General features: G+C 71.0%; 12 protein-coding genes. 11 read left to right on the top strand and 1 reads right to left on the bottom strand.

From position 1 onward, the window contains the following. Positions 1–4: 4 nt before the first annotated feature. Positions 5–1,120 (bottom strand): YihY/virulence factor BrkB family protein, encoded by a 1,116-nt coding sequence (locus ACF09C_RS04830; RefSeq protein ID WP_362421507.1) that lies wholly within the window; start codon positions 1,118–1,120, stop codon positions 5–7. Positions 1,121–1,137: 17 nt separating this feature from the next. Here ACF09C_RS04830 and ACF09C_RS04825 point away from each other — a divergent pair, with 17 nt between their 5' ends. From ACF09C_RS04825 to ACF09C_RS04775, 11 genes are all read left to right on the top strand, one after another. Further along, the gene (locus tag ACF09C_RS04825; protein ID WP_392088784.1) at positions 1,138–2,784 is read left to right on the top strand and encodes an acyl-CoA dehydrogenase family protein; all 1,647 of its coding nucleotides are present in this window, start codon (positions 1,138–1,140) and stop codon (positions 2,782–2,784) included. 256 nt (positions 2,785–3,040) lie between these two features. Beyond that, positions 3,041–4,363 (top strand): GAF domain-containing protein, encoded by a 1,323-nt coding sequence (locus ACF09C_RS04820; protein WP_392088782.1) that lies wholly within the window; start codon positions 3,041–3,043, stop codon positions 4,361–4,363. A gap of 92 nt (positions 4,364–4,455) precedes the next feature. Beyond that, positions 4,456–5,025, top strand: coding sequence for a GNAT family N-acetyltransferase (locus ACF09C_RS04815; RefSeq protein WP_392088780.1), 570 nt, complete (start codon positions 4,456–4,458; stop codon positions 5,023–5,025). Positions 5,026–5,247: 222 nt separating this feature from the next. Further along, complete coding sequence (locus tag ACF09C_RS04810) at positions 5,248–5,331, top strand: putative leader peptide (protein ID WP_392090209.1); 84 nt, start codon at positions 5,248–5,250, stop codon at positions 5,329–5,331. Between the two features lie 126 nt (positions 5,332–5,457). Then, positions 5,458–7,155, top strand: a complete 1,698-nt coding sequence (locus ACF09C_RS04805; protein ID WP_392088778.1) for a nitrite/sulfite reductase — start codon at positions 5,458–5,460, stop codon at positions 7,153–7,155. After that, positions 7,152–7,331: a hypothetical protein gene (locus ACF09C_RS04800; protein ID WP_392088776.1), complete on the top strand. Its 180-nt coding sequence runs from the start codon at positions 7,152–7,154 to the stop codon at positions 7,329–7,331. Before ACF09C_RS04805 ends, ACF09C_RS04800 begins: the two co-directional genes overlap by 4 nt. Next, positions 7,328–8,047, top strand: coding sequence for a phosphoadenylyl-sulfate reductase (locus tag ACF09C_RS04795; protein WP_392088774.1), 720 nt, complete (start codon positions 7,328–7,330; stop codon positions 8,045–8,047). Before ACF09C_RS04800 ends, ACF09C_RS04795 begins: the two co-directional genes overlap by 4 nt. Next, the gene (gene cysC, locus ACF09C_RS04790; protein ID WP_392088772.1) at positions 8,044–8,631 is read left to right on the top strand and encodes an adenylyl-sulfate kinase; all 588 of its coding nucleotides are present in this window, start codon (positions 8,044–8,046) and stop codon (positions 8,629–8,631) included. Before ACF09C_RS04795 ends, cysC begins: the two co-directional genes overlap by 4 nt. Continuing rightward, positions 8,628–9,566 (top strand): sulfate adenylyltransferase subunit CysD, encoded by a 939-nt coding sequence (gene cysD, locus ACF09C_RS04785; protein ID WP_392088770.1) that lies wholly within the window; start codon positions 8,628–8,630, stop codon positions 9,564–9,566. Before cysC ends, cysD begins: the two co-directional genes overlap by 4 nt. After that, positions 9,566–10,927 carry a sulfate adenylyltransferase subunit 1 gene (locus ACF09C_RS04780; protein ID WP_392088768.1) on the top strand — a complete coding sequence of 454 codons (1,362 nt, stop codon included), beginning with the start codon at positions 9,566–9,568 and terminating at the stop codon, positions 10,925–10,927. The genes cysD and ACF09C_RS04780 overlap by 1 nt, the downstream gene beginning before the upstream one ends. 203 nt (positions 10,928–11,130) lie before the next feature. Next, positions 11,131–12,237 (top strand): aliphatic sulfonate ABC transporter substrate-binding protein, encoded by a 1,107-nt coding sequence (locus ACF09C_RS04775; RefSeq protein WP_392088766.1) that lies wholly within the window; start codon positions 11,131–11,133, stop codon positions 12,235–12,237. Positions 12,238–12,274: the final 37 nt, after the last annotated feature.

The following is a 12,274-nucleotide window of genomic DNA, read 5'->3' as shown; positions in this document are numbered from 1 at the left end:
GGCCCTAGTCCTTCTCCCAGCCCGAGTGCAGACGCGACTTGACGTCGTCCGGGGGCAGGAAGCGGGACCAGCGTTCGGGGAACTCCGAGGGCATGTCGGGGTCGTCCTCGTCGACCTCCTCCGCCTCCGCGCGGAGTCGGGCGACGAGCTCGGCGGCCTGGGCGGCGCGGGCGCGGTCGGAGGCCTCGCGGGCGGCGGCGGTGGCGACGGAGGGCCAGACCCGGTCGATCGCCGCGTTCACCGCCGCGCCGACGAGCACGGCGAAGGCGGAGATGCCGATCCAGAGGAGGACGGCGATCGGGGCGGCGAGTGAGCCGTAGATGGTCGGGCCCTCGACCTGGCTGGTGAGGTAGATCCGCAGCAGGAAGCTGCCGAGCACCCACATCCCGAGCGCCACGAGCGAGCCCGGGATGTCCTCGATCCAGGGCGATCTGACGGGCACGGAGACGTGGTACAGCGTGGTGAGGAAGGCGATGGACAGGAGGATGACGACCGGCCAGTAGAGGACGGAGACGACCTCGGTGCCCCAGGGGATGAGTTCCACCACCCGGTCGGGGCCGACCACGGCGAGCGGCAGCACGACCGCGCCGATGAGCAGCGCCACGATGTAGAGCAGGAAGGCGAGCAGCCGGGTCTTGACGATGCCCCGGTGGCCGTCGAGCCCGTACATGACGGTGATGGTGTCGATGAAGACGTTCACGGCGCGGGAGCCCGACCACAGGGCGATGGCGAAGCCGAGCGAGACGAGTTCGGGGCGGGTGCCCTGGGTGACGTCGTCCAGGAGCGGCTTGGCGATGTCGCGGACGCCCCGGTCGGAGAGGACCGTTCCGGCGGCGTGGAGGATGTTCTCCTGGATGCTCGCGACGGTGTCGGTGTTGGTCCAGTCGTCGGCGTAGCCGAGGAGGGCGATCAGGCCGAGCAGCAGCGGGGGCAGCGACAGGAGGGTGAAGAACGCCGCTTCGGCGGCGAGGCCGAGGATGCGGTACTCGATGCACGAGTTGACGGTGTCCTTCAGGAGCAGCCAGACCATCTTCCGCTTCGACACGTTGCGGTAGAGGACCCGGGCCCGGTGGAGTCTGTTCCCGGGCCGCCGCTCGGGTGTTTCGTTTGCTGCCTGCACCTCCTTACCGTATCGGCATGGCAGCCAGCACCCACACCGTGACCAACCAGCCTCCGCCCCTGGTGGGATACGACGTCTTCACCGCGGACCGGGCTCTCTCGGAGGCGGTGGAGCGCCATCTGGAGCCGCTCGGCCCGGAGGTCTCGGCGGTCGCGCGCGAGGAGCTCGCGGAGTGCGGCCGGGCCGCCGGTTCGGAGCAGGCGCGTGAGTGGGGGGAGCTGGCGAACACGTGTCCGCCCCGGCTGCGGACGCACGACCGGTACGGGCACCGGATCGACGAGGTCGAGTTCCACCCGGCCTGGCACCGGCTGCTGGGCCGGGCGGTCGGCGCGGGCCTCACAGACGCGTGGGGCCGTCCGGGTGGACACGTGCGGCGCGCGGCGGGCTTCTTCCTCGCCACGCAGACCGAGGCCGGGCACGGCTGCCCGCTGTCGATGACGCACTCCGCCGTGCCCGCGCTGCGGGCGGACCCGGAGCTGGCCGCCGTGTGGGCGCCGCTGCTGACCTCGCGGGTGTACGAGCAGGGTCTGCGGCCGCCGGCGGAGAAGGCCGGGGTGCTCTTCGGCATGGGGATGACGGAGAAGCAGGGCGGGAGCGACGTCCGGGCGAACACGACGGAGGCGCGTCCGCTGGCCGAGGACGGCGCGTACGTGCTCACCGGGCACAAGTGGTTCTGCTCGGCGCCGATGTCGGACGGTTCCCTGGTGCTGGCCCAGGCGCCGGGCGGCCTGAGCTGCTTCCTGGTGCCCCGGGTGCTGTCGGACGGGACGCGGAACGCGTTCGCGATCCAGCGGCTCAAGGACAAGCTCGGCAACCGGTCGAACGCCTCGGCCGAGGTCGAGTTCGACGGGACGACCTGGGCGCGCCGGGTCGGTGAGGAGGGCCGGGGGATCCGCACCATCATCGGGATGGTGGCGGCGACCCGGCTCGACTGCGTCCTGGGCTCCGCGGCGCTGATGCGGCAGGCGGTGGCGCAGGCCGTGCACCACACCGCGTACCGCAGGGCGTTCGGCGGGGTGCTGATCGAGAAGCCGCTGATGCGCAATGTGCTGGCCGACCTGGCGCTGGAGTCGGAGGCGGCGACGGTCCTCGGGATGCGGCTCGCGGCGGCGTACGACACGGACACGGAGGCCGAGCGGGCGTTCCTGCGGATCGCGGTGCCGGTGGCGAAGTACTGGGTGACGAAGCGGTGCACGCCCACGGTGGCGGAGGCGCTGGAGTGCCTGGGCGGCAACGGCTACGTGGAGGAGTCGGGGATGCCCCGGCTGCTGCGCGAGTCGCCGCTCAACTCGATCTGGGAGGGCTCGGGCAACGTCCAGGCGCTCGACGTGCTGCGGGCGCTCCAGAACGAGCCGATGGCGCTGAACGCGTTCCTGCGGGAGGTCGGGCAGGCGCGGGGCGCCGACCACCGCCTCGACAGGGCGATCCGCGACATGCTGGCCGAACTGGCCGACCTGGACGGGATCGAGGGACGGGCGCGGCGGCTCGTGGAACGGATGGCCCTGGTGTTGCAGGGGGCGCTCCTGGTGCGCTGGGCACCGCCCGAGGTGTCGGACGCTTTCTGTGCCTCGCGGCTGGGCGGCGACTGGGGCACGGCGTTCGGGACGCTGCCCTCGACGCTCGATCTGGGAGCGGTGGTGGAGCGGGCGCGGGCGGAGGTCTGACGCCTCTCGGCCCCTCCAGGAGCACGAAAAAGCGGTGGGTGGTGCTGCGCCGACACGGCACCACCCTCCGCTCGCACCACCTTCACGCACGAGAGCGGTTGCTACCAGAGTTGCAAAGGGTTGCAGGATTACCGGAATCGGGCTCTCCCGGCGGGCGCCGGACGGCACGATATGCATCCAGGGTCCGGAGTCCGGCAGAACCGATACAGCATCGATACGGCACCGACGCGGCAGTGCAGGTGGCTGGGAGAGACCGATGAAGAACACTCAGCTGAACAACACGCGGCTCGACATGAAGCGACTGGCCGCCATGGACGCCGCGCAGGCGACCCGGCTGCTGCACCGGGTGCGGGACGAGACGCTGGCGGGCCGCACGCCGCCGATCGCTCCCCGGCCGGTCATCGACGCCTCCTGGCAGCGGATGTTCCGGCTCGGCCTCGACCCGGACCAGGGCACCAGCAGCGTGCTGCTCCAGCGCGACGAGCTGGAGCAGCGGCGCCGCACGACCGTCCTCGGCGAGGTGATGCGCACGCTGAGCACGATGCTCGCCGGGATCGCGGACGCCTCGATGCAGATCATGGTGGTCACCGACGAGCACGGCCGGGTGCTGTGGCGCGAGGGCAACCTCTCGGTGATGCGGCAGGCCAACGGCATCTGTCTGGAGGAGGGCGCGGCCTGGACCGAGCACACCACCGGGACGAACGCGGTGGGCACGGCGCTCGCGATGGGACGGGCCGTCCAGGTCCACTCGGCCGAGCACTATGTCCAGACGCTGCACAGCTGGACGTGTGCCGCGGCCCCGGTGCACGATCCGCGCGACCAGCGGCTGCTGGGGATCGTGGACGTCAGCGGACCGGCGTCGAGCTTCCACCCGTCGACGCTCGCGCTCGTCGGCTCGGTGGCCCAGCTCGCCGAGGCGGAGATGCGGGACCGTCATCTGCGCACGATCGAACGGCTCCGCTCGGTGGCCGCGCCGATCCTGTGCCGGGTGGGCGGGCGCGCGGTCGCCGTGGACGCGCACGGCTGGACGGCGGCGGTGACCGGGCTCGCCCCGGTCGACCGGATCACGCTGCCGAAGTCCTTCCGGGCCGGGCGGGTGTGGCTGCCGTCGCTCGGGATGTGCGCGGTGGAGCCGCTGCCCGGTGGCTGGCTGCTCCGGATCGAGGACGAGAAAAACGCGGGGGCGTCGGCACCGGGCGGCGCGGAGGCGGCCGGCCGGGTCGTGCTCGACCTGAGCCGGCCGCGCCGCTGGACGGTGGCCGTGTCGGGGGCGGCGGGCAGCTGGACCCAGGAGCTGAGCCCGCGCCACGCCGAGCTGCTGTACGTCCTGGCCCTGCACCGGGACGGGCGGTCGGCGGCGGAGCTGGCCGAGGACGTGTTCGGCGACCGGACGCGGACGGTGACGGTGCGGGCGGAGATGTCGCGGATCCGCCGCAACCTGGCGAGCGTGCTGGCCCACCGCCCGTACCGCTTCAGCGAGGAGGTCGAGGTCGAGATCGTGGCCCCGGCCGACCCGGTGGACCTGCTGCCGCATTCGACGGCCCCGGCGGTGCGGTCGGCCCGGCTGGGCGGGGTGTAGCCGGGCCCTGCGGTCCCACCGCTGTCCACCATGCGGACAGGCGGCGGAGGGGGCCCTTGGGGATCACGGACCGGGCATGATGCGATGAGTCCATGAGCATCACTCTCACCACCTGGTCCCTCGAACAGACCTCGCCGTCCGATCTGCGCGCCTCGACCCCGCCGGACGGGGACGACGTGACGATCCGGCGCGCCGAGGTGCCCTCGCCCGAGTACAGCCGCTTCCTCTATACGGCGGTCGGTGGCGACATCCGCTGGAACGACCGGCTGTCGCTGACGTACAAGCAGTGGCAGGAGATCGTCGAGAAGCCGGCGGCCGAGATCTGGGTGGCGTACGACAAGGGGACGCCGGCCGGGTACGTGGAGCTGGACCCGCAGGACGACGGTGTCGTGGAGATCGTCTACTTCGGGCTGATCCCCGCGTTCCGGGGCCGCAGGATCGGCGGGCACCTCCTCTCCTACGGTGTCCAGCGCGCCTGGGACCTGGCCGAGCGCTGGCCCGGGCGGGAGGCGACCCGCCGGGTCTGGCTGCACACCTGCTCGCTGGACGGGCCGCACGCGATGGACAACTACCTGCGGCGAGGGTTCCGGCTCTTCGACACCAAGGTGGAGGAGGTCGAGGAGTCCGAGACCCCGGGCCCCTGGCCCGGCGCGCACGGCTGAGTACGGCCGAGCACGACCGAGTACGACTGAGTACGGCTGAGTACGACTGAGTACGGCCGACCACGTTCGAACGGTGGCCCGGGCCCGCGGGAGGGCGGCCCGGGCGGGGCACGAGGGCGCGCCTGCGTGACCCACACCACACCATCTCGTCCAGCGAGACACTCTTGTCCACATAGCGGACGAAGCTGGACTGGGTCCAAAGTCCCGTGACACGCTTCCGTCATGTCTGGAACTGGAATTGCCTTGGTGAGTCGGCGGCACGTCGACCTCGGCCGCATGTCCAGCGCCATGTGTTCGACGCGCTGAGCGAACCAGCACCGCCGCGAACACCTTTCAGACCGACCCTGCTGCGCACCGTCGCGCCATCCCCTGACCCACGTACGAGTGTGCAGGTCAGAGCCGCCCTCCCGCAGTCCCGAAGGACAAAACGCCATGGCCGCCACCCCGGAAAACCCCGCACCCGCCACGCCCCGCCGCAAGGTGAGCCGTCACCGTGGCGAGGGCCAGTGGGCCGTGGGGCACTTCACCCCGCTGAACGGCAATGAGCAGTTCAAGAAGGACGACGACGGTCTCAATGTGCGGACACGCATTGAGACGATCTACTCCAAGCGTGGATTCGACTCGATCGACCCCAACGACCTTCGGGGCCGCATGCGCTGGTGGGGTCTCTACACCCAGCGCAAGGAGGGCCTCGACGGCACCAAGACCGGGGTCCTGGAGCCGGAGGAGCTGGACGCGGAGTTCTTCATGCTCCGGGTCCGCATCGACGGCGGCCGGCTGACCACCGAGCAGCTGCGGGTCATCGGCGAGATCTCGCAGGAGTTCGCGCGCGGCACGGCCGACATCACCGACCGGCAGAACGTCCAGTACCACTGGATCCGGATCGAGGACGTCCCGGAGATCTGGAACCGGCTGGAGGCCGTCGGCCTGTCGACCACCGAGGCCTGCGGCGACACCCCGCGTGTCATCCTCGGCTCGCCGGTCGCCGGCATCGCCGAGGACGAGATCATCGACGGCACGCCCGCCATCGACGAGATCTACCGCCGGATCGTGGGCAACAAGGACTTCTCGAACCTGCCCCGCAAGTTCAAGTCGGCCGTCTCCGGCTCGCCGCTGCTCGACGTGGCGCACGAGATCAACGACATCGCCTTCGTCGGCGTGGAGCACCCCGAGCACGGCCCCGGCTTCGACGTCTGGGTCGGCGGCGGCCTCTCCACCAACCCCAAGCTCGGCGTCCGCCTGGGCACCTGGGTCTCCCTGGACGAGGTCCCCGACGTCTACACCGGCGTCATCTCGATCTTCCGCGACTACGGCTACCGCCGGCTGCGCACCCGCGCCCGCCTGAAGTTCCTCGTCGCCGACTGGGGCGCGGAGAAGTTCCGCCAGGTCCTGGAGGACGAGTACCTCAAGCGCAAGCTGACCGACGGCCCCGCGCCCGAGCAGCCGGCCGGCCAGTGGCGCGACCACATGGGTGTGCACCGTCAGAAGGACGGCCGCTTCTACGTGGGCTTCGCCCCGCGCGTCGGCCGGGTCGACGGCGCCACCCTGACCAAGATCGCCGACCTGGCCGAGCAGCACGGTTCGGCCCGACTGCGGACCACCGCCGACCAGAAGATGATCCTGCTGGACGTCGAGGAGGCCCAGGTCGAGGCCGCGGTCGCCGCCCTGGAGGCGCTCGACCTGCAGGTGAACCCGTCCCCGTTCCGGCGCGGCACGATGGCCTGCACCGGCATCGAGTTCTGCAAGCTGGCGATCGTCGAGACCAAGGCGCGCGGCGCCTCCCTCATCGACGAACTCGAGCGCCGTATCCCCGAGTTCGACGAGCCGATCACCATCAACATCAACGGCTGCCCCAACGCCTGCGCCCGTATCCAGGTCGCGGACATCGGTCTCAAGGGCCAGCTGGTCCTGGACGACGAGGGCAACCGCGTCGAGGGCTACCAGGTCCACCTGGGCGGCGCCCTCGGCCTGGAGGCCGGGTTCGGCCGCAAGGTCCGTGGCCTGAAGGTCACCTCGGCCGAACTGCCCGACTACGTCGAGCGGGTCCTCACGCGCTTCCAGGAGCAGCGCGAGGACGGCGAGCGCTTCGCCACCTGGGCGGCCCGCGCGTCGGAGGAGGCCCTCTCATGAGCGAGCGTGCCGCACCGTTCTACTGCCCGTACTGCGGGGACGAGGACCTGTTCCCGCACGAGCAGGGTCACGGGGCCTGGGAATGCCGGGCATGCAGTCGAGCCTTCCAGCTGAAGTTCCTGGGGCTCCTCGCCCCGGGCGCTTCGAGCAACCCAGCTGGAGGGGAAGAGATATGACGACGGCTCAGGCCATCACCGAGGACACCACGGACGCCGAGCTGAAGGCGCTGGCCGAGCAGGCCGGGCGCGCCCTGGAGGACGCCTCCGCGCTGGAGATCCTCCAGTGGGCGGCCCAGACCTTCGGCAAGCGGTTCTGTGTCACCTCCTCCATGGAGGACGCGGTCGTCGCCCACCTCGCCTCCCGGGCCATGCCCGGGGTCGACGTGGTCTTCCTCGACACCGGCTACCACTTCCCGGAGACCATCGGCACCCGTGACGCGGTCGACGCCGTCATGGACGTCCACGTCATCACGCTGACCCCGCGTCAGACGGTGGCCGAGCAGGACGCCGAGTACGGCCCGAAGCTGCACGACCGCGACCCCGACCTGTGCTGCGCGCTGCGCAAGGTCGCACCGCTCGCGGACGGCCTCGGCGCCTACCGCGCCTGGGCGACGGGGCTGCGCCGCGACGAGTCCCCGACCAGGGCGAACACCCCGGTGGTCGGCTGGGACGAGAAGCGGCGGAAGGTCAAGGTCTCCCCCATCGCCCGCTGGACCCAGGACGACGTGGACACCTACGTCGCCCAGCACGGCGTCCTCACCAACCCGCTCCTCATGGACGGTTACGCCTCCGTCGGCTGCGCGCCCTGCACGCGCCGCGTCGAGGAGGGCGAGGACGCCCGGGCCGGACGCTGGGCCGGACGCGGCAAGACCGAATGCGGGCTGCACGGATGACGGCCGCTCAGGAACAGCAGGAACACCACCAGGACCCCCAGGAGAATCACGTGACCGGTGCCACCATCTGGCTCACGGGCCTGCCCAGCGCCGGCAAGACGACGATCGCGTACGAGCTCGCCGGCACGCTGCGCGGCGAGGGCCACCGGGTCGAGGTGCTCGACGGCGACGAGATCCGCGAGTTCCTCTCCGCGGGCCTCGGCTTCAGCCGCGAGGACCGGCACACCAACGTGCAGCGGATCGGCTTCGTCGCCGAACTGCTCGCCTCGAACGGCGTGAAGGTGCTGGTCCCGGTCATCGCCCCGTACGAGGACAGCCGCGAGGCCGTCCGCAAGCGCCACCAGAGCGAGGGCACGGCGTACGTCGAGGTGCACGTCGCGACCCCGCTGGACGTGTGCTCCGTACGCGATGTGAAGGGGCTCTACGCCAAGCAGGCCGCGGGCGAGCTCAGCGGTCTGACCGGGGTCGACGACCCGTACGACGAGCCGCGCAACCCGGATCTGCGGATCGAGTCCCAGAACCAGACCGTGCAGGAGTCCGCGGCGCAGCTGTACGCGCTGCTCACCGAGAGGGGCCTGGCGTGACCACCACCGTCGCTCATGTTCATGAGGAGACCGACAGCCCGTTCGCGCTGTCGCACCTGGACTCGCTGGAGTCCGAGGCCGTGCACATCTTCCGTGAGGTGGCGGGTGAGTTCGAGCGGCCGGTGATCCTCTTCTCCGGTGGCAAGGACTCCATCGTCATGCTGCACCTGGCGCTGAAGGCGTTCGCGCCGGCACCGGTGCCGTTCACGCTGCTGCACGTCGACACCGGGCACAACTTCCCCGAGGTCATCGAGTACCGCGACCGGGTCGTCGCCCAGCACGGGCTGCGGCTGCACGTGGCCTCCGTGCAGGAGTACATCGACGCCGGGAAGCTGCGCGAGCGTCCCGACGGGACGCGCAACCCGCTGCAGACGGTGCCGCTGACCGAGGCGATCCAGCAGCAGCGTTTCGACGCGGTGTTCGGAGGCGGCCGGCGCGACGAGGAGAAGGCCCGCGCGAAGGAGCGGGTGTTCTCGCTCCGCGACGAGTTCTCGCAGTGGGACCCGCGCCGCCAGCGCCCCGAGCTGTGGCAGCTCTACAACGGCCGGCACGCGGCGGGTGAGCACGTCCGGGTCTTCCCGCTCTCCAACTGGACCGAGCTGGACGTCTGGCAGTACATCCAGCGGGAGAAGATCGACCTCCCGGACATCTACTTCGCCCACGAGCGCGATGTGTTCGCCCGTAACGGCATGTGGCTGACGGCCGGCGAGTGGGGCGGCCCGAAGGAGTCCGAGACGGTCGAGAAGCGGCTGATCCGCTACCGCACCGTCGGCGACATGTCCTGCACCGGCGCCGTCGACTCCGACGCCACCACGCTGGACGCCGTCATCGCCGAGATCGCCGCCTCCCGGCTCACCGAGCGGGGCGCGACCCGCGCCGACGACAAGCTGTCCGAGGCCGCGATGGAAGACCGCAAGCGCGAAGGGTACTTCTAATGAGCACGTCCACCGAGCAGCCGGCCGCCGAGCTGGCCGCCACCACCCTGCTGCGTTTCGCCACCGCCGGCTCCGTCGACGACGGCAAGTCCACGCTGGTCGGCCGGCTCCTGCACGACTCCAAGTCGGTCCTCGCCGACCAGCTGGAGGCCGTCGAGCACGCCTCCCGCTCGCGCGGCCAGGAAGCGCCCGACCTGGCGCTGCTGACCGACGGCCTGCGGGCCGAGCGGGAGCAGGGCATCACGATCGACGTCGCCTACCGCTACTTCGCGACCCCGCGCCGCCGGTTCATCCTGGCCGACACCCCCGGGCATGTGCAGTACACCCGGAACATGGTGACCGGCGCCTCCACCGCCGAGCTGGCCGTGGTCCTGGTCGACGCCCGCAACGGCGTGGTCGAGCAGACCCGTCGGCACGCGGCCGTCGCCGCGCTGCTGCGCGTGCCGCACGTGGTCCTGGCGGTCAACAAGATGGACCTCGTCGACTACGCGGAGCCCGTCTTCGCGGCGATCGCCGAGGAGTTCACGACGTACGCCTCCGAGCTCGGCGTCCCGGAGATCACCGCGATCCCGATCTCGGCGCTCGCCGGCGACAACGTGGTGGAGCCGTCGGCCAACATGGACTGGTACGGCGGGCCGACGGTCCTTGAGCACCTGGAAACCGTCCCGGTCAGCCACGACCTGACGGCCTGCCACGCGCGGTTCCCGGTCCAGTACGTGATCCGTCCGCAGACCGCCGAGCACCCGGACTACCGGGGCTACGCGGGCCAGATCGCGGCGGGCGCCTTCCGCGTCGGCGAGCAGGTCGCCGTGCTGCCGTCGGGGAAGACGTCGACGATCACCGCGATCGACGCGCTGGGCGAGTCGGTGGACATCGCCTGGGCCCCGCAGTCGGTCACGATCCGGCTGGCCGACGACATCGACATCTCGCGCGGCGACCTCCTCGCCCCGACCGGCGACGCCCCGGCCACCAGCCAGGACGTCGAGGCGACGGTCTGCCACGTGGCGGACCAGCCGCTGACGGTGGGCCAGCGGGTGCTGCTCAAGCACACCACCCGCACGGTCAAGGCGATCGTCAAGGAGATCCCGTCCAGGCTCACCCTGGACGACCTCTCCCAGCACCCCGAGCCGGGGCAGCTCGTCGCCAACGACATCGGCCGGGTCAAGGTGCGTACCGCCGAGCCGCTCGCGCTCGACTCGTACGCCGACTCGCGCCGTACCGGCTCGTTCCTGCTGATCGACCCGGCGGACGGCACCACGCTCGCGGCCGGCATGGCGGGTGAGTCCTTCGCCGACGCCAAGGCCGTGAAGGCCGGTTCGGACGCGGCGGACGCCGCGGACGACGAGGGCTGGGACTTCTGACATGACGTACGCCGACGTCTACGGCACCTTCGCCAAGGAGGGCGGCCGCGTGGGTTCCGGCGCCCTCGGCGCGGGCAACGGGGGGGTCGCGCGATGTGCGTGCTGATTCCGGCGCGGCGCGTACGTGCCGCGATGCCGCTCCACCCGTACCACGAACGACATAGCCGAAGAAGCCTTCGAAGACCCTGAGGGGAACCACCGCCGTGCCTGCCTTCCGCACCACCCCGCGCCGCTCGATCACCGCTCTCGCGGCTCTGCCGCTGCTGATCGGCGCGCTCGCCTCGTGCGGGTACGGTTCGCAGGCGAAGGGCGACGAGCAGAAGGTGGCCGCCGTCGGCGCGAAGCTCTCCGCGGACGCGGTCCGGGTCGGCTACTTCCCGAACCTGACCCACGCCACGGCGCTCGTGGGCGACCAGGAAGGCATCCTGCAGAAGGAGCTGGGCGGGACGCAGCTGAAGGTGTCGACCTTCAACGCGGGCCCGTCGGAGATCGAGGCCCTCAACGCCGACTCGATCGACATCGGCTTCATCGGCCCCTCCCCCGCCATCAACGGCTACACCAAGTCCAAGGGCAAGAACCTCCGGATCGTGGGGGGTTCGGCGTCGGGCGGCGTGAAGCTGGTCGTGAACCCCGCGAAGATCAAGACCCTGGACGACGTGCGGGGCAAGCGGATCGCGACCCCGCAGCTCGGCAACACCCAGGACGTCGCCTTCCTCAACTGGATCTCCGAGAAGGGCTGGAAGGTCGACGCCCAGTCCGGCAAGGGCGACGTCTCCGTCCTGCGGACGGACAACAAGGTCACCCCCGACGCCTACAGGTCCGGCTCCATCGACGGCGCCTGGGTCCCCGAGCCGACGGCGTCGAAGCTGGTCAGCGAGGGCGGGAAGGTGCTGCTCGACGAGGCGTCGCTGTGGCCCGACAAGAAGTTCGTGATCACGAACATCATCGTGTCCCAGAAGTTCCTCAGCGAGCACCCGGACGTCGTGGAGGCGGTGCTGCGCGGCTCGTCGAAGACCAACGCGTGGATCAACGCCAACCCGGACCAGGCCAAGGCATCGGCCAACGCCAAGCTGAAGGAACTCACCGGCAAGCCGCTCGGCGCCGAGGTCATCGACGCCGCCTGGCCGTCGATCGAGTTCACCGACGACCCGCTCGCCGCGACCCTCCGCGCCCAGGCGGACCACGCGGTGAAGGCCGGGCTCCTCAAGCAGCCGGATCTGAACGGCATCTACGACCTGGGGCCCCTGAACAAGGTCCTGACGGCCGCGGGCAGGTCCGCCGCCTCCGACGCCGGTCTCGGCGCCAAGTAACCGCACATCAGCCAGAGTTCAGGATTCCCAGGAGGTG

This window comes from Streptomyces sp. NPDC014870 (assembly GCF_043081505.1).
Classification (GTDB): Bacteria; Actinomycetota; Actinomycetes; order Streptomycetales; family Streptomycetaceae; genus Streptomyces.
The sequence above is the reverse complement of the archived record's forward strand: the minus strand, read 5'-3'. Positions and strand labels throughout refer to the sequence as shown.

What these genes read in the sequence shown, in the direction of transcription:
- ACF09C_RS04825 (WP_392088784.1), top strand. Translation starts at nt 1,138, where the DNA reads ATGGCAGCCAGCACCCACACCGTGACCAACCAGCCTCCGCCCCTGGTG.
- ACF09C_RS04820 (WP_392088782.1), top strand. Translation starts at nt 3,041, where the DNA reads ATGAAGAACACTCAGCTGAACAACACGCGGCTCGACATGAAGCGACTG.
- ACF09C_RS04815 (WP_392088780.1), top strand. Translation starts at nt 4,456, where the DNA reads ATGAGCATCACTCTCACCACCTGGTCCCTCGAACAGACCTCGCCGTCC.
- ACF09C_RS04810 (WP_392090209.1), top strand. Translation starts at nt 5,248, where the DNA reads ATGTCTGGAACTGGAATTGCCTTGGTGAGTCGGCGGCACGTCGACCTC.
- ACF09C_RS04805 (WP_392088778.1), top strand. Translation starts at nt 5,458, where the DNA reads ATGGCCGCCACCCCGGAAAACCCCGCACCCGCCACGCCCCGCCGCAAG.
- ACF09C_RS04800 (WP_392088776.1), top strand. Translation starts at nt 7,152, where the DNA reads ATGAGCGAGCGTGCCGCACCGTTCTACTGCCCGTACTGCGGGGACGAG.
- ACF09C_RS04795 (WP_392088774.1), top strand. Translation starts at nt 7,328, where the DNA reads ATGACGACGGCTCAGGCCATCACCGAGGACACCACGGACGCCGAGCTG.
- cysC (WP_392088772.1), top strand. Translation starts at nt 8,044, where the DNA reads ATGACGGCCGCTCAGGAACAGCAGGAACACCACCAGGACCCCCAGGAG.
- ACF09C_RS04780 (WP_392088768.1), top strand. Translation starts at nt 9,566, where the DNA reads ATGAGCACGTCCACCGAGCAGCCGGCCGCCGAGCTGGCCGCCACCACC.